The sequence below is a fragment of the Kitasatospora sp. NPDC052868 genome (genome assembly GCF_044547105.1).
Lineage (GTDB): Bacteria > Actinomycetota > Actinomycetes > Streptomycetales > Streptomycetaceae > Kitasatospora.
This window is the reverse complement of record NZ_JBITZW010000005.1, coordinates 107,540-130,131: the sequence shown is the minus strand read 5'-3', so window position 1 is coordinate 130,131 and position 22,592 is coordinate 107,540. Positions and strand designations below refer to the sequence as shown.

General features: G+C 73.3%; 20 protein-coding genes. 12 read left to right on the top strand and 8 right to left on the bottom strand.

Annotated elements, in window-relative coordinates:
• Window positions 1-51: 51 nt before the first annotated feature.
• Window positions 52-1,506, bottom strand: coding sequence for a PLP-dependent aminotransferase family protein (locus ACIGZJ_RS11220; RefSeq protein ID WP_396456943.1), 1,455 nt, complete (start codon window positions 1,504-1,506; stop codon window positions 52-54).
• Here ACIGZJ_RS11220 and ACIGZJ_RS11215 point away from each other — a divergent pair.
• On the top strand, window positions 1,505-2,410 hold the full coding sequence (locus tag ACIGZJ_RS11215) for a DMT family transporter (RefSeq protein WP_396456942.1): 906 nt from the start codon (window positions 1,505-1,507) through the stop codon (window positions 2,408-2,410). The genes ACIGZJ_RS11220 and ACIGZJ_RS11215 overlap by 2 nt on opposite strands.
• A gap of 58 nt (window positions 2,411-2,468) precedes the next feature.
• On the opposite strand, the gene ACIGZJ_RS11210 is transcribed toward ACIGZJ_RS11215, so the two are convergent.
• Window positions 2,469-2,933: a hypothetical protein gene (locus tag ACIGZJ_RS11210; RefSeq protein WP_392937526.1), complete on the bottom strand. Its 465-nt coding sequence runs from the start codon at window positions 2,931-2,933 to the stop codon at window positions 2,469-2,471.
• 200 nt (window positions 2,934-3,133) lie between these two features.
• Here ACIGZJ_RS11210 and ctaD point away from each other — a divergent pair, with 200 nt between their 5' ends.
• The 11 genes from ctaD (at window position 3,134) to ACIGZJ_RS11155 (ending at window position 13,916) form a co-directional block, all read left to right on the top strand.
• The gene (gene ctaD / locus ACIGZJ_RS11205; protein WP_396456941.1) at window positions 3,134-4,852 is read left to right on the top strand and encodes a cytochrome c oxidase subunit I; all 1,719 of its coding nucleotides are present in this window, start codon (window positions 3,134-3,136) and stop codon (window positions 4,850-4,852) included.
• 149 nt (window positions 4,853-5,001) lie between these two features.
• Window positions 5,002-5,427 (top strand): BlaI/MecI/CopY family transcriptional regulator, encoded by a 426-nt coding sequence (locus ACIGZJ_RS11200; RefSeq protein WP_392937531.1) that lies wholly within the window; start codon window positions 5,002-5,004, stop codon window positions 5,425-5,427.
• A 13-nt stretch (window positions 5,428-5,440) separates the two neighbouring features.
• A complete protein-coding gene (locus ACIGZJ_RS11195) occupies window positions 5,441-6,427 on the top strand; it encodes a M48 family metalloprotease (protein ID WP_396456940.1) in 987 nt (328 codons plus the stop codon).
• A 527-nt stretch (window positions 6,428-6,954) separates the two neighbouring features.
• Window positions 6,955-8,436: a pyridoxal phosphate-dependent decarboxylase family protein gene (locus ACIGZJ_RS11190; protein ID WP_396456939.1), complete on the top strand. Its 1,482-nt coding sequence runs from the start codon at window positions 6,955-6,957 to the stop codon at window positions 8,434-8,436.
• Window positions 8,437-8,445: 9 nt separating this feature from the next.
• Window positions 8,446-10,029 carry a hypothetical protein gene (locus ACIGZJ_RS11185; RefSeq protein ID WP_396456938.1) on the top strand — a complete coding sequence of 528 codons (1,584 nt, stop codon included), beginning with the start codon at window positions 8,446-8,448 and terminating at the stop codon, window positions 10,027-10,029.
• A gap of 45 nt (window positions 10,030-10,074) precedes the next feature.
• On the top strand, window positions 10,075-10,500 hold the full coding sequence (locus ACIGZJ_RS11180) for a hypothetical protein (protein WP_396456937.1): 426 nt from the start codon (window positions 10,075-10,077) through the stop codon (window positions 10,498-10,500).
• Window positions 10,501-10,594: 94 nt separating this feature from the next.
• Window positions 10,595-11,383 carry a hypothetical protein gene (locus ACIGZJ_RS11175; RefSeq protein ID WP_396456936.1) on the top strand — a complete coding sequence of 263 codons (789 nt, stop codon included), beginning with the start codon at window positions 10,595-10,597 and terminating at the stop codon, window positions 11,381-11,383.
• Between the two features lie 51 nt (window positions 11,384-11,434).
• Entirely contained in the window at window positions 11,435-11,890 is a 456-nt protein-coding gene (locus ACIGZJ_RS11170; protein ID WP_396456935.1) for a hypothetical protein, read from the top strand.
• Between the two features lie 90 nt (window positions 11,891-11,980).
• On the top strand, window positions 11,981-12,535 hold the full coding sequence (locus tag ACIGZJ_RS11165; RefSeq protein ID WP_392937549.1) for a hypothetical protein: 555 nt from the start codon (window positions 11,981-11,983) through the stop codon (window positions 12,533-12,535).
• Window positions 12,536-12,724: 189 nt separating this feature from the next.
• Window positions 12,725-13,222: a Pycsar system effector family protein gene (locus ACIGZJ_RS11160; RefSeq protein ID WP_396456934.1), complete on the top strand. Its 498-nt coding sequence runs from the start codon at window positions 12,725-12,727 to the stop codon at window positions 13,220-13,222.
• 4 nt (window positions 13,223-13,226) lie between these two features.
• Entirely contained in the window at window positions 13,227-13,916 is a 690-nt protein-coding gene (locus ACIGZJ_RS11155; RefSeq protein ID WP_396456933.1) for a Crp/Fnr family transcriptional regulator, read from the top strand.
• Between the two features lie 10 nt (window positions 13,917-13,926).
• Here the strand turns inward: ACIGZJ_RS11155 and ACIGZJ_RS11150 are convergent, their stop codons facing one another.
• The 6 genes from ACIGZJ_RS11150 to ACIGZJ_RS11125 are packed head-to-tail and all read right to left on the bottom strand — an operon-like array spanning window position 13,927 to window position 22,423.
• The gene (locus ACIGZJ_RS11150; protein WP_396456932.1) at window positions 13,927-15,507 is read right to left on the bottom strand and encodes a hypothetical protein; all 1,581 of its coding nucleotides are present in this window, start codon (window positions 15,505-15,507) and stop codon (window positions 13,927-13,929) included.
• Window positions 15,504-16,694, bottom strand: coding sequence for a protein phosphatase 2C domain-containing protein (locus ACIGZJ_RS11145; protein ID WP_396456931.1), 1,191 nt, complete (start codon window positions 16,692-16,694; stop codon window positions 15,504-15,506). Before ACIGZJ_RS11145 ends, ACIGZJ_RS11150 begins: the two co-directional genes overlap by 4 nt.
• A 2-nt stretch (window positions 16,695-16,696) precedes the next feature.
• Window positions 16,697-17,374, bottom strand: a complete 678-nt coding sequence (locus ACIGZJ_RS11140; protein ID WP_396456930.1) for a hypothetical protein — start codon at window positions 17,372-17,374, stop codon at window positions 16,697-16,699.
• A gap of 32 nt (window positions 17,375-17,406) precedes the next feature.
• A complete protein-coding gene (locus ACIGZJ_RS11135) occupies window positions 17,407-19,236 on the bottom strand; it encodes a hypothetical protein (protein ID WP_396456929.1) in 1,830 nt (609 codons plus the stop codon).
• A 29-nt stretch (window positions 19,237-19,265) separates the two neighbouring features.
• The gene (locus ACIGZJ_RS11130) at window positions 19,266-21,527 is read right to left on the bottom strand and encodes a hypothetical protein (RefSeq protein ID WP_396456928.1); all 2,262 of its coding nucleotides are present in this window, start codon (window positions 21,525-21,527) and stop codon (window positions 19,266-19,268) included.
• Window positions 21,524-22,423, bottom strand: a complete 900-nt coding sequence (locus ACIGZJ_RS11125) for a hypothetical protein (RefSeq protein WP_396456927.1) — start codon at window positions 22,421-22,423, stop codon at window positions 21,524-21,526. Before ACIGZJ_RS11125 ends, ACIGZJ_RS11130 begins: the two co-directional genes overlap by 4 nt.
• Window positions 22,424-22,592 lie beyond the last annotated feature (169 nt).

Below are 22,592 nucleotides of genomic sequence, written 5' to 3'. Positions count from 1 at the left end.
TTCCGGGGGTGACGGGCTTCCGGGGGTGACGGGCCCGCCGACGGGCCCCGCTCAGCCGGCCACCTCCTCGTAGGCGCGGCGCAGCTGGTGGACGCCCTCGGCGATCCGGGTGGCGCTGTCGACGGCGGCGTAGCTGAGGCGCAGGTGCGGGGCCGGGGGCTCGGCGGCGTAGTAGGGGCGGCCGGGCGTGACCAGGGTGCCGGCGCGCAGCGCGGCCGCGGTGAGGGCGCCCTCGTCGACGCCGTCCGGCAGCCGCAGCCAGAGGTGGTATCCCCCGGTCCGGTGGGGGCCGAGCAGACCGGGCAGCTCCCGGCGGAGCGCGGCCACCGCGGCCACCCGCCGGTCGCGCAGCTCCGCGCCGAGGGTGCGCAGATGGCGGGCCCAGCCCGGGTCGGCGACCAGTTCGAGCGTCGCCTCCTGGAGCGGCCGGGGGACGAAGAAGCTGTCCACCACCTGGGCGGCCCGCAGCCGCTCCAGGGCCGGGCCGCGCGCGGTCAGCGCGCCGACCCGCAGATTGGGCGAGGTGGCCTTGGTCAGCGAGTTCAGGTGCACCACCACGCCGTCCGGGTCGTCGGCGGCGAGCGGGCGCGGCAGCGCGGGCGAGTCGGTGTGCACCAGGCGTCGGGCGAAGTCGTCCTCGATGACGAACGCCCCGGCGGCCCGGGCGATCCGCAGCACCTCGGTGCGCCGCGCGGGGGACAGCACCGCCCCGGTGGGGTTCTGGAACAGCGGCTGGCAGACGAAGGCCCGCGCCCGGGTGGCGTCGAAGGCCGCCGCCAGCAGGTCGGTCCGCACGCCGTCCGCGTCCACCGGGACGGGGACCGGCCGCAGCCCCGCGGACCGGGCGACCGCGAGGATCCCCGGGTAGGTCGGCGACTCCACCAGGACGGGCGCGCCCGGGGCGATCAGCGAGCGCATGGCGACCGTCAGCGCGCTCTGGCCGCCGGAGGTGACCAGGACGTCACCCGCGCCGAGCAGCCCGCCGCTGCCGCCGATGTCCCGGGCGAACCAGGCGCGCAGTTCGGTCAGCCCCGCCGCCGGCGGCCGCTCCCAGGCGCCCGGCCGCCGCCCGGCTCGCGCCAGCGCGGCGGCCAGCAGGCGCTCCGGCTGGAGCGAGGCGTGCGGGTATCCGCCGTTCAGGTCGATCACCTCGGGCGAGGGCACCGCGAGGGTCGCGAACAGCGGGCCCGCACCGAGGTCGCGCGGCCCGGCGTCGGCGCTGAGCGCCACCTCCTGCCAGGAGAGGTCGCCGGGGCGGATCGCGCCCACCGCCGCCGGGGAACCGGAGCCGCGGAAGGCGGCGGCCCGGAACACCCCGGCGCCCGGCCGGGAGAGCACCAGCCCCTCGGCGGCCAGGACGGCGATCGCCCGCGACACCGTCACCGGACTCACCTGGTAGCGCTCCATCAGGGCCCGGCTGGGCGGCAGCTTCCCGCCCTCCGGGTAGCGCTCCACCTCCCGCCGCAGCCTGTCGGCGAGATCGGTCACGCTGCTACGCTCGTTCATGACGGCACAAGATAGCGCTATCCGGCATTCGGCAGTAGCAGGCCCGCAGGAACGGTCCGGTACGGCCCTCGCCGCGCTCGCGGTCCTCTCCTTCTCCTTCAGCTTCCCCGCGACCACCTGGACGCTGGCCGACTTCGGCCCCTGGACGTCCGCCGGACTGCGCTGCGCGCTGGCCGGACTGCTCGCCGCGATCTGCCTGGCGGCCGCCCGCGTCCCCCTCCCCGAACGGCGGCACTGGCCGGGGCTGCTGGTGGTCTCGGCGGGCTGCGTGCTCGGCTTCCCGCTGCTGACCACGCTGGCCCTGCGGACCTCCTCGACCGCGCACTCGGCGGTCGTCATCGGGGTGCTGCCGCTGGCCACCGCCGTGGCCGCGGTGCTGCGCACCGGCGGCCGGCCGTCGCGCCGGTTCTGGTGCGCCGCGCTCGCCGGGGCGGCGGCGGTACTGGCCTTCACCCTGCTGCAGAGCCACGGGCGGCCGACCGTCGCCGACCTCTACCTGTTCGCCGCGCTGCTGGTCTGCGCGGCCGGGTACGCGGAGGGCGGGCGGATCTCCCGGGAGCTGCCGGGCTGGCAGGTGATCGCCTGGGCGGTGGTGGTGGCGCTGCCGGTGACGGTCCTGACCGCCGGGATCGCGCTGAGCGCCGAGCCGGTCCGGCTGGGCGCGAAGGCGGTGGCCGGGCTGGCCTACACGGCGGCGGTCTCGCAGTTCGGCGGGTTCGTGCTCTGGTACCGGGGGATGGCGCAGATCGGGGTGCCGAGGGCCAGTCAGCTGCAGCTCGCCCAGCCGCTGCTGACGCTGGGCTGGTCGGTACTGCTGCTGGGCGAGGGACTCCCCGTGGCGGCGCTGGTCACCGCGCTGGTGGTACTGGTCTGCATCGCCGTCACCCAGCGGGCCCGGGCCTGATCCGGGCGGCCGTGCGCCCGCGCCCTGGACGGGCGCGGGCGCGGGGTCGGGCGGGCCGTCAGAACGCGACCTCGTCCGGTCGGTAGACGCACAGGGCCCAGATGATGAAGACGTCCAGCGCGATCACGATGAACGACCAGAACGGGTAGTACGGCACGGCGAGGAAGCTGTCCAGGGCGCTCACGACGGTGAGGACGATACCGGCGTACCGGGCCCAGGAGGCGCCCTTGAGCAGGAAGGCGCCGACCACCGCGACCAGCGCTCCGATGATCACGTGGATCCAGCCCCACCCGGTGAGGTCGAAGCGGAACACGTACCGCTGGGTGGTCAGGAAGACGTCGTCGTCGGCGATCGCCATGATGCCGCGCAGGGCCTCCATGAAGCCGTTCAGCAGCATCAGGACACCCGCGAAGATCACCAGGCCGGGTGCCCAGTCGCTGAACTTGTTCGTCCCCGGCGGAGGCGGCGCGTTGGAGCCCGCGCGCCAGGGCGGGGGTTGGTCGGGGGCGGACTGGCTGCTCATGGACTCCTCCTAGACCGAACAGTCGTACGGACTTCGACGGTCCGCCCGGCCCGGGCGCCGGGCAACCGGGCCGCACCTGTTCGGGTGACGCGCCCGCGTGCCCCCGGTCGGCGCGGCCGACGACTGGTAGTGGTTGTCCGACGACCGTCCGGTGCCGTGGGGAGGCGGCCGCCGGCCCCCGAGCACGGAAGGCGCGGTGCATGACGCTTCTGCCGCAGGAAGCCCCGGAGCAGACCCCGCGCCCCTCGCGCACCCCCCGGCTGGACCGCTGGCTGGCGGGTGCCCGGCGCCGCCGCGGCCGGGCCCTGGTCGGCTGGCTGACCACCACCGACCACAAGCGCATCGGCACCCTCTACATGACCACGGCGTTCGCGTTCTTCCTGGCGGGCGGCCTGATGGCGATGCTGATGCGGATCGAGCTGGCCCGGCCCGGCCTCCAGCTGCTGTCCAACGAGCAGTTCAACCAGCTGTTCACCATGCACGGCACGATCATGCTGCTGATGTTCGCGACCCCGCTGTTCGCCGGGTTCGCCAACTGGATCATGCCGCTGCAGATCGGCGCGCCCGACGTGGCCTTCCCCCGGCTGAACGCGCTGGCCTACTGGTTCTACCTGTTCGGCTCGCTGATCGTGATGGGCGGCCTGCTGACCCCGGACGGCGCGGCCGACTTCGGCTGGTTCGCCTACGCGCCGCTGAACAGCCTCCAGCACAGCCCCGGCATCGGCGCGGACCTCTGGATCATGGGCCTGGCGCTGTCCGGGTTCGGGACCATCCTCGGCGCGGTCAACTTCATCACCACGATCGTCTGCTTCCGGGCGCCGGGCATGACGCTCTTCCGGATGCCGATCTTCGTCTGGAACATCCTGCTGACCGCCGTGCTGGTGCTGTTCGCCTTCCCCGTGCTGGCGGCGGCGCTGCTCTGCCTGGAGTCGGACCGCAAGTTCGGCTCGCACGTCTTCGACCCGGCCAACGGCGGGGCGCTGCTGTGGCAGCACCTGTTCTGGTTCTTCGGCCACCCCGAGGTGTACATCATCGCGCTGCCGTTCTTCGGCATCATCACCGAGGTGATCCCGGTGTTCAGCCGCAAGCCGGTGTTCGGCTACAGCGGCCTGGTCGCGGCCACCCTCGCCATCACCGGCCTGTCGATCACGGTGTGGGCGCACCACATGTTCGTCACCGGGCAGGTGCTGCTGCCGTTCTTCGCGATCATGACGATGCTGATCGCGGTGCCGACCGGGGTGAAGTTCTTCAACTGGATCGGCACCATGTGGCTGGGCTCGCTGAGCTTCGAGGCGCCGATGCTCTGGACCGTCGGCTTCCTGGTCACCTTCCTGTTCGGCGGCCTGACCGGGGTGCTGCTGGCCGCGCCGCCGATCGACTTCCAGGTCTCCGACTCGTACTTCGTCGTCGCCCACTTCCACTACGTGGTGTTCGGGACGGTCGTCTTCGCGATGTTCGCCGGGTTCCACTTCTGGTGGCCCAAGTTCACCGGGCGGATGCTGGACGAGCGGCTCGGGCGGATCCACTTCTGGACGCTCTTCGTCGGATTCCACGCCACCTTTCTGGTGCAGCACTGGCTGGGCGCCGAGGGGATGCCCCGCCGCTACGCGGACTACCTGGCCTCGGACGGCTTCACCACGCTCAACACCGTCTCCAGCATCGGCTCGTTCCTGCTCGGCCTCTCCACGCTGCCGTTCCTCTACAACGTCTGGCACACCGCGCGGTACGGCGAGCGGGTCACCACGGACGACCCGTGGGGGTACGGGCGCTCGCTGGAGTGGGCCACCTCCTGCCCGCCGCCGCGGCACAACTTCACCACGCTGCCCAGGATCCGCTCCGAGTCCCCGGCCTTCGACCTGCACCACCCGGACATCGCGGAGCTGGACCGCCGGCAGAACGCCGGGCTGCCGCTGCGCTGAGGCCGTTGCGCTGGGGCCGTTGCGCCGGCTGGGGCCGGTGCCGCCGGGCCCGCCGGCCGGGCCGGGAACGGGCCGTGGACCGGCCGCTCGTTAGGATGACAGCGTGTCCCGCCGGTGGCGGGGCGCGGCATCCGGAGGGAGCGGCCGTCATGGCTGAGGAGAGGCACGCCCCGGCGGCCGGGGATCCGCGGGCCAGACGGCGCGGTCAGGGCGAGTTGGAGGCCCAGGTGCTCGCGGTGCTCCAGCGGGCGCCCGGCCCGGCCACGGCGGGGTGGGTGCAGGAACGGCTGGACGGCGGCCTCGCCTACACCACCGTGATGACCATCCTGTCCCGGCTGCACGCCAAGAAGGCCGTCTCCCGGACCCGTTCGGGCCGCTCCTACCTGTGGCAGGCCTCCTCCGACGCGGCCGGCCTGGCCGCCCTGCGGATGCGCCGGATGCTCGACGGCGAACCGGACCGGGACGCGGTACTCGCCAGCTTCGTCACCGCCCTGCTGCCGCACGACGAGGAACTGCTGCGGACCCTGCTGGACAGTGCGTCCGCCGATCCGGCCGCGGCCGACCGCGAGAACTGAACAGAGCCGAACCGTGGGCGTCTTCGTCTTCCTCCCGCTCGTCCTTCCGCTGACGGCCGTGCCGATCGCCCGGCTCGCCGGGCAGCACCTGCACCCGCGCGGGGTGGCCCGGCTGCTCACCGCGATCAGTGCGGTGATGGCGCTGTGCAGCGCGCTCTGCCTCGGTCTGATCGGCGTGGTGGGCACCGCGCAGATCCCGGGCAACCCGCTGCCGGACAGCTGGTCCGACCCGGAGGTGCGGGCGGCGCTGCAGTACCACGAGACGATCGGGACGGCGGCGATCTGCGTGCTCCTGGTGGTGGCCGCGGCCACCACCAGGACGGTCGTGCGGCACCTGCGGGTCCGCGGCCGGGCCCGGCGGGCGCTGGAGGGGCTGCCGCCCGGCGCCCCGGCCGACGGCGCCCCGGCGGGCGGCCCCGGCCTGTTCGGCGATGTCGCCGTGCTGCCGGACGGGGCCGCGTACGCGTACGCGCTGCCCGGCAAGCCCGGGCGGGTGGTGGTGTCCACCGGCATGCTGGCCGGGCTGGCCGCGGACGAGCGGGAGGCGCTGCTCGCCCATGAGCGGGCGCACCTCGTCCACCGGCACCACCGCCATCTGCTGACCACCCAGCTGGCCGGGTGCGTCAACCCGTTCCTGCGGCCGCTGCAGCAGGCGGTGGCGTACAGCGCCGAGCGCTGGGCGGACGAGGAGTCCGCGCAGGCGGTGGGCGACCGCCGGATCACGGCCCGCGCGGTGGCCCGGGCCGCCCTGGTCTCGCGCCGGGCGCCCGTGCCCGGCTTCGCGGCCTTCGCCGCGCCGGGCCCGGCGCCCGGCCCCGTCCCGCGCCGGGTGGCCGCACTGCTCGGCCCGGTGCCGTCCTCGCGGAACTGGCCGCCCGCGCACAGCCGGGCGGGCCTGGCCGCGATGGTCGCTGCGGTGGGGGCGGCGGCCTCCGCGCTCTGCGCGCTCAACGCGGCGGTGGCGCTGCTGCTGGTGCTGAAGGCCGTCACGCCGCTGTAGGGCCGCTCTTTCGGAGCGTGCCGGGTCGAACGCCCGTTCCGTCCTGTTCTGCCGGACGGGCTGGTGCGTATCCGAAGCCCCCTAGGGGCGTCCTCTGGCGGGAGAGGGCGCGCGCGGCGTGTCGCGCGCCGGTCGGCGCCTACTGAAGAAACGGTTCTTCCCCTGCCGGGCCTATGCCGAAGGCATGATCATCGCTCGCTCACGCCGTGGCGGAATGGTGAATAAACCGGCCGCCCGACCGATGGATGGTCATATTTTCTTAACTATCGAATTGTGATCTGAATCCCTCCACCCCAGGGGTGAGAACGCTGGACAGGCCGCTGGTCGGTCGGGAGTCTTGACGCGAAGTAAGGCCCAATCGCGTACGCCGATATGACCGCCGAGCGGTCGGCGAAATTCTTGGGAGACATCCCGTGGCGGAAACCCGATCAGAATCGGCCCCCGTTTTCCAGCAACGCGACGGAAGGCAGCCCTCGCGTGCCTCCCCGCTCGCGGCGTCGACCCTCTGGGCCGGCACCCTTTCCGAGGTGTTCGACGCCAGGCTTTTCCGGGAGAGCGCGGAATCGGTGACGGCCCAGCTGGAACACCAGTTGGCCGACGCCTCGATCCGCGGACTCGAACTCATCGACCCCGACATCCTGGACCGGGCGGCCCGCGGGCTGATGACCCCGGAACGGGACCGGATCGCGGCGTTCGACGAGAAGCGGCTGGCGGCGATCGTCGACCTCTATGTGCGCACCGGAATCCAGGTGCATTCGCCCGGATATCTGGGGCGGCAGTTCTCGGGGGTGGTCCCGCTCGCCGGGATCGTCGACTTCGTGGGCTCGGTGGTCAACCAGCCGTCCTCGTTCTACGAGGCCGGCCAGTTGCCCAACGTGGCGGAACGCATCATGGCGGAGGAGCTCAACCGGTTCATCGGGTGGGAACCGGAGAGCTTCGCCATGGTGACCACCTCGGGCGGCTCGCTGGCCAACCTGACCGCGCTGCTGGCGGCCCGCAACAAGCGGTTCCCGGACTACTGGTCGCAGGGCGGCGGCGCGCTCGCCGGCCGCCCCCGGCCCGCCATCGCGGTCGGCGCGGACGTGCACTACAGCGTCTCCCGCGCCGCCGGTGTGATGGGCGTCGGCGACGAGCAGCTCGTCCGCCTGCCGCTCGACCGGGAGCAGCGGATCTGCCTGGACCAGGCCCGGGGGGCCCTGGAGGACGCCGAGCGGCGGGGGCTGGAGGTGTTCTGCCTGGTCGCCTCGGCCGGCACCACCTCGGTCGGCGCCTTCGACCCGATCGACGGGCTCGCCGACCTCGCCCGGGAGAAGGGCCTCTGGCTGCACGTCGACGGCGCGCACGGCGCCAGCCTGCTGGTCTCCGACGAGCTCCGCGGGAAACTCGCGGGAATCGCGAAGGCGGATTCGCTGACCTGGGACGCGCACAAGATGATGTTCGTCCCCGCGCCCTGCACCCTGCTGTTCTACCGGGACCGGCGGGACGCCCCCGGGGCCTTCCGGCAGCAGGCCAGCTACGTCTTCGACGACAAACCGGACGCCTATACCGCGCTGGACAGCGGGGACAAGAACTTCGAGTGCACCAAGCGCCCGATGATCATGCCGCTGTGGGCGCTCTGGAGCATTCACGGCCGGGCGCTCTTCGCCGAGAAGATCGAATACCTCTGCCGGCTGACCGCGGACATCCACACCATTCTGCTGGACGAGCCGGACTTCGAACCGCTGCACCGGCCCGAGGCGAACATCCTCTGTTTCCGGCACCTCCCCGCCGGGCTCACGGAATCCGATGTGCACCGCCTCCAGCTGGATATCCGGAACCGGCTCAAGCTCCAGGGGAATTTCTTCATCTCCAAGGTCGACATCGACGGGGTCGCCGCCCTGCGGGTGGTCCTGATGAACCACCGGATCACCACCGAGCACTTCCGGATGCTGCTCGGCGAGATCAGGCGGGCCGGCTACGACCTGCGCCACCGTGCCAACGGCCGGGAGACCGGCAGCGACAGTGAATAGGAATCCACGATGAGCCCAGTGACCGTTTCGCCGACGGCCGTACCGCAGGCCCGGACGGCACCGGTCGGTGCCGCCGAGGCCGCCGCACTGGCGGACCGGCTGATCCCCGACGCGGAGCTCAGGCCCGAGTCGGTCGACGCCGTCGGGAAGCTGCCCTCCTTCCTCAGCCGGATGCGCGAGGCCGAGCGGGCCTGCCAGGCCCCCTACAGCGAGCTGCCGCACGAGGTCCAGGACGCCCTGGTGCTGCGCCGGCTCCAGCAGATGGTCAACACCGCGCTGCTCAACCCGCTCTGGCGGGAGCGGCTGGCCGGCGCCGGGGTGGGCGGCGCCCCGGCGACCTACCAGGACTGGCAGGCCGTCCCGCTGTCCGACAAGGACGTCCAGCGCGACTTCTTCATGGACGACCGGCCCGGCATGGTGGTGCCGATCGCGGCCGGCGGCTTCGAGATCGTGGCCAGCGGCGGCACCAGCAGCGGACGTCCGCTGGAGACCGTCTACTCGCTGCGGGAGCTGCGCGACACCTACGAGGTGGCCGGCCACTTCATGGGCGCGTACCAGCTCGACCGGTACCTCGGCGGCGGCACCGACCCCAGGTGGCTCTACACCACGCTGGCCGACTACCAGATGTGGAGCAGCGGCACCATGGTCGGCGGGGTGCTGGCCCAGGTGCCCGGGATCAACTACATCGGGGCCGGCCCGGTGACCGCGCCCGTGCTGGAGCACATGTTCTCCTACCCGGGGCCCAAGGCGCTGATGGGCATCACCGCGGGCATCGCGATCCTGGGCGAGCTCGGCGCCGGGATGAGCCGGGAGGCCAAGGAGAGCTTCCGGGTCGCGCTGTACGGCAGCGGGGTGCTGCCGCAGCGCAAGCGGGCCGAGCTCCAGGCGGTGTACCCCAACCTGACGATCCTCAGCTACTTCGCCGCGACCCAGGCCGAGACCATCGGCCTCCAGCTGCGCGAGGAGTCGCCCGTGCTGGCGGCGGTGCCCGGACTGCACCTGGTGGAGATCGTCGACGAGCAGGGCCGCTGGGTCGGCGAGGGCGAGGAGGGCGAGCTGGTCGTCACCCGCCTGCACGCGCACGAGGCGCCGCTGCTGCGGCTCAAGCTGGGCGACCGGATGGTCCGGCGGCCGCGGCTGGACGGGCCGGGGCTGCGGACCGGGCAGTTCGAGTTCGCCGGCCGCACCGGCGACATCCTGCACCTGAACGACAGCCAGTACTCCGCCTCGCGGGCCTACGACGCGCTGCGCGAGGAGCTGCGGGCGGTCGGCGTGGTGGACCTGGACGAGGCGGCGCACGAGATCCAGTTCGTCAACCACCGCGAGAGCCGGACCATCACGCTGCTCGCCTCGGTCGACGACGTGCCGGGGCTGACCTACCGGACGGACGCCGCGCTCGGCCCCTACGGGCTGCAGCGGGTGTTCGTCCACGCGATGCCGCGCTCGCTGTCGCTGTTCAACCAGGGCGAGGCGAACCCGGTGTCGGTGGAGAAGACCGGCTACCGCTTCCTGCTCAAGTTCGTCCACCGGTCCTCGAACGAGATCGAGCGGACGAGTGTCGGCAAGGTCCCGCTGGTCCGCGACCGCGGGTAGGGCCTCTTCCCGCACACCGAACACCCACAGAGGACAGGAGTGTCAATGAAACCGCAGGTCAACATCGCCGTGGTGGTGGACGTCATCGGGGCGCTCTCGGCCGGCACGCTGCTCGACGGGAACCTCTCCCTGGTGGACGACGGGTCGTTCCAGAGCACCGGCCAGGGCACGCCCGAGCTGTGCACCGTGGTCGCCCCCGGCCAGGTGGTCCAGTGGTCCGCCCTGGCGGTGGACCTCCAGACGCCGGTCGAGATCAGGAGGATCACCTTCCTCGGCGCGGGCCACGGGGGAGCGCCGGAGCCGGTGGAGTCCACCGAGCAGGGCGAGAAGCTCGACCTCGACGTCTGGACGGGCGTGGTGCCGCCGTACCTGACGCCCGGGGTGCCCTACCGGTACCGCCTGGAACTGCAGATGTACGAGGGCCCGTACAGCGTGCTGCACATCGACTCGCCCGCGCTGATGTGCGTCTAGGCCTCCCGGGCCCAGGACGGTCCGGCCGTGCCGCCGGACAGGGCCCAGCACGGCCGGACCGAACCCCCCGAACCACAACGAGAGAGGCGGGCTCATGCCCCAACAGCTAGCGGTCATCGTGCTGGTGGACGTCGGCAACGCGCTGGCCAGCCGGACGCTGCGGGACAACACCTACCTGTTCGACAACATGAAGCTGCACGGCTCCGAGGGCCAGGGCACCGGAGACCTGGTGACCATCGTCAACGGGTCCTACTGGCAGGACGGCTCGCAGGCGAGCGAGCAGGTGCTCAACTGGCTTCCGTACAGCCTCGGTTCCATTCCGCCGACCGTCCCGCGTGGCTACCAGGCGGACCGGGCGCGGCAGGCCGACCAACAGGCGCTGACCGAGCTGGCCGCCCTCGCCGACGGCCCCGGCACGATCAGCGCCGCCGAGGTCACCCGGATCCGGCGCACCGCCGGGCGGCGGGTGGGCACCACGGCGGGCACCCGCGGTCTGGCCGGCCAGAAGATGCTGGACGTCACCGGCCGGCTGGTCGCCGACGGCGGCGCGGCCGCGCACAGCTACCCGGCCCCGGTGATCACCGACATCACCGGGGAGGCGGTCGACGAGAAGATCATCTACCCGGCCGAGTACGGCTCCCCGGACCTGGTCACCGACGGCTGGTACTGGTCCGCGACGATCGCCACCGCCCGCCCGGGCGAGTACCGCTACACGATGAAGATCCAGCTGCACGACCTGGTGCAGAAGGGCGAGGAGTGGTCCTGGGAGCCGGTGAACCTCACCTGCGAGTCCCGGCTGAGGATCGTCACCGAGCCCAAGCGCAACGCCTTCACCGGATCGGGCATGGGCTACCTCCCCGTCCCGCCGGGCGCGCCCGCCTGACCGCCCTGACCCACCCTGATCCATCGAGGACTGAGGACCGAGGAGGAGCGGATGACCACCGCGAGCAGTACCAGCACCAAGGCCAGGGCGCAGTCGCGCAAGGCGGCTTCGCAGCGGCCGATCTCGATCACCGCCGTCGTGGATGCGGTGGGCGCCCTGGCGTCCCGCAGCACCGCCGGCCACCTCTACCTGTACGACACCAACAGGGCCGGCGGCTCCACCGGCCTGGGCACCGAGGAGCTCCGCACCAAGGTCCGGGCCGGCGACCAACTCCTGTGGAACTGCCTGGCCCTGGAGTGCGAGGCGTATGTCGCGATCGACGACGTCGAGATCGATCCGGAGGTCTGCGAGCCGGAGCGCAGGGTGTACCCCGGCACCGATGTCGCGTACTGGACCGCGACGGTGAAGAAGGACGTCACCGAACCCGTCCCGTACCGGCTGAAGTTCCGGCTGGGCACCCGGGACGAGCCGATCGCCGCCGCCCTGTCGCCGTCCCTGGTCGGTTAGGCCCTGTCCGGCCTGGGGCCCGTCCTGGGCCCTGCCTTGGGTCCCGTCCGGCGATCAGGCCGGAACCACCATTCCCACTGAGGAGGAACGTTGACGAGCGGCACGCTCAACAGCGCTGCGGAGAAGCAGAATCCGGGCCAGCTGAACTCGGTCCAGCTCAATGTCGTCACCCTGGTGAACATGGAGCGGGCGACCGCCGACGGCGCGCTCACCGACGCGATGTACATGATGGACAACAGTGTGGGCGGCACCGGCCAGGGCACGTCCCACCTGGAGACGGTCTGCAAGCAGGGCCAGGTCCTGAACTGGATCATCCGCCCGATCGACATGGAGAAGCGGCTCGACGGCACCTGGCCGCCGATGCCGAAGATCAACAACATCGTCTTCCTGGACACCGAGGCGGGTGACGAGGAGGACGTCGCCGAACGGAAGATCTTCACCGAGCTGAAGATCTACGGCATGCCCGACCGGATGCGCTCCCCGTTCACCCCGGTCTACTACTACTGGGCGGGAACGGTGCTCAGCACAGCCAAGCCGGGGCTCTACCGGTACCGGCTCGTGGTCGAGCTGGAGCAGGAGCACTCCAAGGAGAAGCTCTACCTGAACACCGTCGACCACCCGGCCCTGCGGGTGCTCGCGGTCTGACCGCCGCCCCGCCGCCCGCCGCCGCGCCCCACCGGTCCCACCGGTGGGGCGCGGCGCTGCTCCCGGACGTGCCGAACTCGGTTGCGGGGGACGGGTGGAGCAGTTGCGCAAGGCCCTGCTCACCGGGGCGGCGAGGTGCCACACTGGTGCTTCGTGCCCGGGAGGACGGCTCAGCGGAAGGGGGGCTTCATGGCCGAGACGGATCCGGTGGAGACGGCCTGGAAGATCCACGCCTCGTTGCAGGACTGGACCGGGAAGGTGGACGCCAAGGCGGCCTTCGCGCTCACCCTCGAATCGGCCGCGATCGGCGCCCTGACCGCCTTCTTCGGCACCGGCAACCAGCCGGAGCGGCTGACCGGGGTGTTCCCCAAGACCGTGTTCTGGCTGGGCATCGCGCTGCTCGCGCTCTCCGCGCTGGCCGCGGTGTCCGTGGTGAGCCCCCGGCTGCGGAGCAAGGGCGGCGGTGACGACTGGCGGGAGCACTTCGTCTACTTCGGGCACCTGCGGCACTGGGAGCCGGCGCGGCTGGCCGAGAAGCTCTCCGCCACCCCGCCACTGGAGACGCTGAGCCGGCAGCTGGTGGTGATGAGCGAGATCGCCTGGAAGAAGCACCGGCGGGTCCAGCAGTCCCTGCAGTTCGCGGTCGCGGGGGTCGCGGCGGTCGGCCTGGCCTGGATCGTCGGTTAGCGCGGTGGGCGTCGGTCCGACGGGCGGGCCCGTCACCTTCTGGTCGGCGCTGGACGCCGCCGACCGCGAGGCGCTGCTCGGCCTGGGCACCCGCGTCGTCCTGGCGGCGGACACCCAGCTCTTCGCCCAGGGCGACGCCTCCGACTACGTGGTCGTCGTCCTGGGCGGCTGGATCAAGGTGGTCTCGTACTCCTCGGCCGGGTACCGCGCCCTGCTCGCCCTGCGCGGCCCCGGGGACCTCCTGGGGGAGCAGGCCGTCCTGGAGGGCCGCCCGCGCTCGGCCTCGCTGCTGGCCGCTACCGGGGTCGAGGTCCTGCAGCTGACCGCGGCGCGGTTCCGGGCCTTCGCGCAGTCCCGCCAGGGCACCGCCGCCGCCCTGGAGCAGACCCTCTCCCGGCGGCTGCGCGAGGCGGACGAGCACCGGACCAACGTCACCGAGCCGGTCGCCGTCCGGCTCGCCGCGCTCCTGCTGGACCTCGGCGAGCGCTGCGGTGAGCCGGTGCCGCACACCGGCGGGGTCAGGATCGGGCTCAACCTCTCCCAGGACGACCTGGCCGGCCTGGTGCTGAGCTCGCGCCGGACGGTCAGCCGGGTGCTGGAGCAGTGGCGGGGCCAGGGGCTGATCGCCACCGGCCGGCAGTCGCTGCGGATCACCTCGGTGGACGGGCTCAAGCTGGCCGCCTTCGGAGGGTGAGGCGGCCGGCTCAGCATCCGTGGAAGCTCACGCCGGAGCCGGGGGCGCTGACGATGCGGTAACCGCCGCCGGAGCGCGAGAGGTTGTAGGTGAGCTGCCAGTCCGTGCAGGTCTGGTCCTCGTGGCCCTGGGGGCCGAAGCCGGCGGCCTGTCGGCTGCGGAACCGGACGGTCGCGCGGGTGGAGGAGCCGGCGCCGGTGATGGCGGCGATGGCGACGTTCGAGTCCTGGGTGGTGCTCATGATGCGCCGCCATTCGGCGCGCGCCTGCTCGGAGTCGAGGTCGATCGCGGTGTTGTCGGGGTCGTAGTAGCCGAGTGCGGTGTCGTACTGGCGGGTGTTCACCGCGGTGAAGAAGCGGCTGAACAGGGTGGCCACGCCCGCGGCTTCGGGGTGGCCGGCGACCTGGCCGGTGTCCACCGGGACGGTGTGGTCGGTGGTCGGTGCGGCGGGGGCGGGCGGCTTCGTGGTGGGGACGGCCGGCCGGCCGGTGGTGGCCGCGGTGGTCCCGGTCGAGCCGGTGGACGCGGTGGACCCGGTGGACGCGGTCGTGGAGGAGTTCGCCGAGGAGGCCCGGTAGTACTCGACCAGCCGGTCACCGCCCACCAGCAGGGCGGCCGTGACCAGCAGGCCGACGAGCACCCGGGCGCCCCGGCGGGGCGCCCGGGTGATGGCGGGTGGCGGGACCAGCGGAGGCATCCCCGGCGGTGGCGGTGGTGGCGGCGGCTGTGGTGGCGGCGTCGCCGGGCCGAGGGTGCGGACGGTGTGCAGGGCCTGGTCCAGCGGGCCGATCCAGGCGGCCGCCGGCGGTCGGGCGGTCGGGTCGGCGTGCCGGCTCCTCCCGGCCAGCCGGGCCAGCTCCTCGGAGAGGGCGCGCAGCCGGGTGTCGTCCAGACTGTGCTGGTCGCCGTTGAACAGGCGCAGGACGAACCGCCCGAGCTTGGCGGCGTCCGATGCCGGGGTGGCCTTGGCGGCCTCCGGCACCTCCCAGTCCGGCGTCTCCACCTGCTCGACGGCGGAGCGCCCGTACAGGCTCATCGAGTCGCAGTCGATGAGCAGGCAGCGGGGTGCGCCGGCCAGCGTGAACAGCACGTTGTTCGGGGAGAGGTCGCCCACCGCCACCCCGTGGCCGTGCAGTCGGGCGAGCAGCGTCGCCAAGTCCCGCAGCAGGAGGAGCCGTTGCTCGTCGTCGAGGTGCAGGCCGATCCGCTGCAGGAAGGCGGCGTCGTTCAGCAGGAACTGGAACCCCTGGGGCTTGGCGTCGCCCGCCAGGTCGATGAAGAACTCCGGCGGGACCCTGCGCATCGCGAACCCGGCGATCTGCGAGCCGCGTTCGGCCAGGGCGAGCGGCCAGGCGAGCCGGTCCAGCAGGAAGGCGCGGTCGGCCGGGCCGAGGGTGTCCGGGAACCCGGCCATCGCCTCCAGGACGCCCGGGTTCAGCAGCATGCCGGCGCGGTACTCCTTGTAGACCAGCGGGCCGGTCAGGCCGGGCGGCGGTACCGGGACCTCGTAGACGAACCCCTGGCCGCCCTGCCCCAGCCCGTACTGCGTGTAGTCGCCCAGCTGGTCGGGCCGGAACCGGATCACGCTCACCGCGGCCTCCCGTGCGCCGGGAGCTCGCGCGGCCAGAGCGCGATCAGGGTGCGGTCGTCGTCGAAGGTCTCGCGGGAGAAGTCCAGCAGATGGGCGAAGCCGAGCGGCGGTACGGGCCGGCGCAGGCCCTGGACGAACAGCCGGGCGACCTCGCCGCGGCCGTTGCCCACCGGGTCGCCGAAGCCGTCCGTGCCGATCAGCACGACCGAGCCCGGGTCCAGGTAGAACTCCATCGGGCGGATCCTGGTCGGCACGCCCGGCAGGGGCTCCACCGAGGAGGAGACCAGTCCGTCCGGGCCGGCCGACTTGCCGCCGAGCAACTGGTAGATCCGGTCGTACTTGATCTGCCACACGCCGGAGTCGCCCACCGACACCACCTCGATGGCCACCCCGCCCCCGGTCGGGGTGGCGGTGCCGGCCACCAGGGTGGTGGCGAGCAGCTGCGCGGTGGCCTCGATGCCGGCGCCCGGCTGCTTGAGGATGCGCCGGGCCTGCTCGATCAGCTGCCACTGGACGGTGCCGAGCAGCTTCTCCCAGTCGCCGACCCGGCCGTCGCCCGCCCTGACCTGGGCCAGCAGCTCGTCCACCGCGCTGCGGCAGGCCAGTTGGGAGCCGATGTGCGGCTGCCTGGCGCTGGAGACGCCGTCGGCGACGGCGAAGACCACGGTGCCGGTGGTGCGGTCCCAGGCGCAGGCGGCGTCGTCCTCCCGGGGCCGGCCGTCGTAGCGGTGCTGGTAGCCGCGGACGGAGGCCAGCCGCAGGTCGAGCTCGGGGGTGGACCAGCCGTCGCAGACGGTGTCCGGGCGGTAGGACAGGCCGGTGGGCGGGCGGGGGTCGAAGACCGCCACCGGGTCGCCGACCACCACGGGCTGCCAGAGCTCGGGCATGGCGGGGACGGACGGCGGTGCGGCCGGGGCCGCAGGGCCGACGGTGGGCGGGAGGGCCGGCCGCGGAGGCTGGGCGTGCGGGTGTTCGTGCGGGTGTGCGTGGCGCTGGGACTGCGGGTGCGGATGGTGGTGGGGGTGGCCCGCCGGCGTCGGCGGCGCCGTCGGTGCCGGGCCCCGGGTCGGGGCCGGCAGCCACTCGCGCGGCGATCGGGAGAGCCGGGACGGCGGGGCCGTCGGCGGGGGCACCGCGGGCTGGGGCAGGTCCTCGTCGTCGTCCCCGCGGTTGAACAGGGGTGCCACGGTCAGATCACATCGATTGCGACGGTGAAGCCTTCCGGCCGGTCCACGACCAGCTGCGGCTCGGCCGAGCTGAGTGAACGGCCCGAGGCGATCACGCTCTTGGTGAGCGAGGTGCAGAACTTGGCGATGGCCTGCCCGACGTCGACACCCTTGTTGGCGACGAAGCCGAACTCCTGGCTGGTGGCCACCTTGGCGATCACCGCGGCGTCGGCGTTTCCGATCCCGCAGGCGATGATGTTCGGGGCGGCCGGGGTGATGCTCCGGTCGGTGAGCCGGCCGTGGGCGCCCTGCCAGTCCTCGCCGTGGTTCGGCACCCCGTCGCTGAGGAAGAACACCGCGGGCCGGTGCACCTGGTAGCCCTCGCCCTTGAGCCCGGCCACGTCGTTCGGGATCCGCGCGATGAGGTCCTCGAAGGCCTTGGCGTAGCTGGTCATGCCCCGGGTGCGCAGCCGGGGGAACTCGTTGGCGCCGCGCAGGTCGACCATGCCGACCCGCTCCACCACGTCGTCCGAGAAGCCCAGGACCGAGAAGCGGACCTTGGCCGCCGCCATCGGCTCTCCGAGCAGCGCCTGGTGCAGTGACCTCAGCCCGTCGTTGAGTTCGTCGATGTGGCTGCTCATCGAGCCCGACTCGTCGGCGAGTACGTAGATGGGGAGCAGGTGGCCCCGGTTGCCGTCCATGGTGTGGCGATCCCTTCTCGGTGTCCGTGCGCTCAGAGGGTGTCGGCCGCCGGACGGAAGCCGTCCGGGCCGACGACGTCGAACTCGGTGGATCCCGCGGCCAGCCGCCGTCCGTAGCCGACGACCGCGTCCCGCAGGAAGGCCGCGCAGCTGTGCGCCGCCGAGCCGGCGTCCGTGTTCGGTGCGGCCATGTGGCCGAACTCCGGCCTGGTGGCGATCCGTTGGACGGCGCGCGGGTCGGCGGCGGCCAGGCCGCAGGCCACGATGTGCGGGGCCGACGGGTGCCGGGACCGGTCCACGAGCTCGTCGTGGGCGTCCTGCCAGTCGGCGCCCTCGCCGGGCGTGCCGCCGCTGACGAAGAACACCATCGGCCGCAGTACGGCCGTCTGCTCCGCCTTCACCAGCGCCACGTCCTGCGGCAGCAGGGTGCGCAGGGTGCGGAAGGCCTCCCGGTAGGAGAGCCCCGGGCGGCGCATCAGGATCGGTGTCCGGGTGCCCGGGCCGACGGCCTCCAGCGGGAGGCGCAGCTCGGCCCCGGCGGCCATGCCGAGCACGCAGATCCGCAGCCGGGCGGCCACCTCGGGGCTTGCGGACAGGGCGTCGTGCAGGTTGCGCAGCCCGCGGTTGAGCTCGTCCAGGCCGCCCGAGTCGAGCGACTCGTCCAGGACGAGGTAGATCAGGGCCGCGCCGGGGAACGCGGCGGGGGCGTGCGGGGTCGCGGCGGAGTTCACCACGGTCGGCTCGTACAGGCCGGCCGTGGGGGCGCCGCCCGGTCGCGGCGGGGCGGGCGCGTAGGGGGCGGCCTCGTACGGGGTGGACCGCCCTGCGGGGTCGGTAGCGGGTGCGGTGCGGCCGGCCGGGCCCGCCGGGGTGGCGCCGAGCGCCAGCGGGGCGTCCCAGGACACCGCGGGCGGGTACGGCGCGACCGGTCCGACGCCGGTGGCCCGCTGGACCTGGCCGACCAGCCGGTGGCGCATGTCGTTGAGGTCGCCGGGAAGGACCAGCCCCTTGTCCGCCATCAGCTGGAACAGCGCCAGCGACCGGGCGTCCTGCAGGTCCTCCCGGGCCGACCGGGCCTCCTCCAGCTGCCGCATCATCTCGACCGCCCCGGCGGCGTCCTGCGGGTGGGTGACCAGGTACTGCCGGATGAGGTTCTCGCTGGTCATCAGCATCCCGTTGAGCGCCTCGGACTGCCGCCGGGTGGCGGCGATCTCGGCCTCCTGCTGGATGCGCCTCAGCTCGATCTCGCGGTGCGTCCCGCCCCGGCCGGACACGTGCCGGGCGGCACCGGTGCGCTCCTCGCGGGCGGCCTCCACCAGCCCCTCCAGGAACTCCCGGGACTTGGCGTCGGGCCGGACGTTCACCCGGCAGCCGTGCACCAGCAGGCCGGCGCCGACCGCCGTCGGCGGGCCGCAGAGCCGGTTCAGGTGCTGCTGGAGGCCGAAGGAGTCCTCGATGTCGAAGCCCTGGCCGGCGCCGTGGAACAGGTGGTTGATGTGGTCGTACACCACGGGCAGGGCGTCCGGGAGCCCGCCGCGCACCCAGTCCTTGGCGCCGTCCCACCCGTCGACCCGGAAGGCCAGGGTGACGACGACCTCGAAGGCGTGCACCTGGTCGCGGGAGACCAGCGGGCTGCGGCCGATGGTCACCGTCCGCTGGTGGTCCCGCATGTCCACCTCGAAGCGGGTGCGGTACTTGGAGAAGGCCTGCTGGGAGTAGGTCATCGGGCGACCCTCGAAACAGTCCACCTCACCGCGCGGGGTGACGTAGACGACCGCCACGTGCGGGCTGGCGCCCTTGGCGGGGCCCAGGGCGAGCGCGGACATCGGGGCCTTGCTGATGATCAGTGACACCGGTTCCATGGCCGGGGCGTCTCCTTGTGGGGGTCGGTTCAGGGGGCCAGGACGGCGCGCAGCAGGGCTGCCGACCGGCGCAGCGGTCGCAGCTCGTCGTAGGCGTCCCAGCGGGAGGCGTAGCGCAGCAGGATGTCCCGGTTGCGGGCGGTCCGCTGGGCGAGGTCGCGGAGCATGCGGAGCAGGTCGTCGAGCAGGTGCGGATCGGCCTCGGCCTGGCTTGCCCACATCCGCAGCACGCCGGCGGCCTCCGCGCCGAACAGCTCCCCGCCGATCACCTCGGACCAGAGGTGGGCGAGCTGTTCGCGCAGGTCGTCCTGCTGCGAGACGAGGTGCAGCAGCGTGGGCCGGCTGCGCGGGGCGGCGCCGGCCGCGGGCGGCGGGATCTCGGTGACCAGGGCGTCGGCGAGGATCAGGAAGGCGAGGTGGCCGGTGGCCCGGCTCTCGTGCCGCTGCATCATGCCGACCAGCGCGGTCAGCACCACGGGGGTGGTGCCCTCGACGTCCTCCTCGATCAGGTCGGCGAAGCTGTCCCCGATGGCGATGGCGACCCGGATGTCGTCCACCGTGCCCATCCGGGCCAGTGCCTCCACGGCGGTGGCGAGGTCGGCGCCGCCCAGGCAGAGCCCGTAGGCGCGGGCCGCCGCGGCCTGGGCCTGCCAGGTGCCGGAGAGGTACCAGCCGTCCACCATGGCCCGTACGCCGGCCCGCAGCGCAGGGTCCTCGACGCAGACCCGCAGGGCGTACGCGACGGCCTCGCGGCGCAGGGTGCCGGTGTCCTCGTCGCGGATCCACCCGGGGAAGACCCAGGTGCTCAGGTGGTCGAAGGCGCCGGTGGCGACCACGCCGAGCGCCGTCCCGGCGAAGCTGCGCACCTGCTCGGAGGCCGAGTCGACCAACTCGCCGAGCCAGTCGAGCAGTTCGGCCTGGATGTCGTACTCGGACCAGACGTGCCGGATGACCCGGGGGGCGTGGCCGCCGTCCCGGTACTCGGTGATGGTGCAGGGCAGCCAGCCGTACTGGCCGCGGGTCACCGTCGCCACCGTCCTGGCCCGCAGCTGTTCCAGCACCGCGCGGCGCGGATTCGCGAACGGGTCGCGGATGAGCGGGGGTTGGCCGCCGGGCGGGACGGTGACCAGCGTCCGGTCGGTGCGGAACCGGGCCAGCAGGGCGGCGCCGCCCGCCGCCACGTCCTCCTGGGGGAGGCCGTTGAGGACCGCCAACGCGACCGCCTGAGCGCGTAGTTCGGGCTTGGCCAGGCCGTCGAACCAGTCGTCGACGGACTGGCCGTCGCCCTGGTCCAGCAGGGTGCGGACCCGGTCCGGGTCCAGCACGCCCCCGGCGTGTTCGTCGGCGAGCACCTCGGCCAGCCGGGCGGCGGTCCGGCAGGACCCGTCCGCTCCCAGCAGTTCGGCCACCAGGTCTTTCAGGTCGCCGCTGTCGAGGGTGTCGTCGGCCGCGGACTCGCCGATCCGCCGGGCGAGATGGGCGCGGACCACGGCGTCGAGGACGGGCGGCCGGTCGAGCCGCTGGACGTACTCGCCGACGCCCCGGTTCAGCAGTACGTCCGTACCGACGGTCAGCACCAGATGCGCGCCGGAGCGCTCCAGTTCGTGCTCCAGCGACTCCAGCAGCGGGCCGCGCAGCTCGGCGGCGTCGGCCGGGCAGTTGAGCAGCAGCCCGGCGCCCTGGCCGAGTTGCTCGACCGCGGTGAGCCGGGTGAGCTGGGCGACCGAGTCCAGCAGGTACCAGGAGCGGGACTGCGCGGTGAGCAGCAGCCGGACGGCGGCCGCGGTCTTCCCGGCGCCGGCCGGGCCGCGCAGCACCACCGAGCGGCGGCGCCAGGCGTTGGTGCGGATCTCGTCCCAGCGGGGCGGCTCCTGGAAGGAGTGCCGGACGGCCTCGACGACGGCGGGGGACAACGAGCGCAGGGTGAGCCGGTGCTCCTCGCCGGCCATGATGACGATCTTGTCGCCGCCGACGGCGTCGCCCTCGACGCGCAGCCGCGCCTGTCGCAGCAGGTCCTTGCGCTTGCTGCTCTGGCCGGTCCGGGCGGTGGCCTCGGCGGCGCTCTCGCCCGCCCCGACGCTGTGGCTGGGGGCGGAGGGCGCCGCCGGATCGCCGGCCGGGGCTCCGTCGCCGCCGGGGCCCGGGGCGCCGCCCGGCTCGGGGGCCGGGGACGGGCCGTCGGACGGCGGTGCGGGCGGGGATCCGGCCCCGGCGGCGGGCGGTGGGGCCGGCGCGGGTGCGGGCGCCGCGGCCGGAGCGGGTGTCGGGGTCGGGGCGGGGGGAGTGCTCACGGCCGGACCGGACCGGTCGGGTGGATGGTGACGTGCTTGTCGCCCTCGACGTAGTCACCCTTGACCTTGATCTGCCGGGAGGCGGGCGCGGGGGTTGCGGTGGGTGCGGTGGGTGCGGTGGTCGTTGCTGGTGCGGTGGGTGCCGGTGGCGCCTCGGCGGGCGCGGCCGCGGGCGTCGCCGGCCGGTGCGGAACGGGCGGAGCCGGGTCCCCCGTCCCGGCTCCGCCGTCCGGCCCCCCGGCGAGACCGCCGCTCCCGGGTCCCCCGACCCCGGTCGGCAGCTCCCCCGACGCCGGGGGGAGTCCTGGAGGAGCCGGGTACCCGGGGACGGTCACCCATCCCCGGCGCGGCTCCCCGTGCTTGGTGACGAAGTCGGCCGGGAGGTACGCGGCCGCGTCGATGCCCGGGTACCGGCCGAGCACCACGGAGCGGTGGAGCTCCTCCGGGACCACCACCACCAGGTGCGCCCGCTCGGCCGCCGCGAGCGCCCGTTTGACCGGTCCGGCGTCCACCAGCCGGGCCAGGTCGTTGATCGCGGTGCCGGCCCAGCGCTCGTCGTGCTGGATCACCAGCCCCTGGTTCAGCCCGACCCGCAGCCGCATCCGGTGGTCGTCGCGGTACTTGGCGTGGTGCTCGGCCAGCGCGTCCTGCAGTCCGCGCAGCAGCTCGCGGAGCAGTACGGCCGGGCTGGTCGAGGCGGGGAGCAGGATCAGCATGCCGTCCCCGCGGTCCTGCACCTGGCAGGCGGACCGCTCCAGCCGGGCCCGCCCGAAGGCGAACCAGACCACCTCGTACAACTCCTCGTGGAGGGTGGCCTGCACGGTCTCGGGGCGCAGGCTGAAGTCCTCGATGTCCACGAGTGCGATCCAGTGGCTCTGCGGATCCGGTGACACCATGCGCGTTCCCTCCCGAACCTGGACGGGGCATGAGGGCAGCCCCGTCATCTCCTTGGATAGACCCTGCGGCTGTTCGCGTCTGCGTCACGTGGCGCACAACGGGATCGATCGTGATCCCGCCGGAGGTGTCCGCCAGGACCGGCAGGTCTTCCGGCGCCGCCCGGGTTGC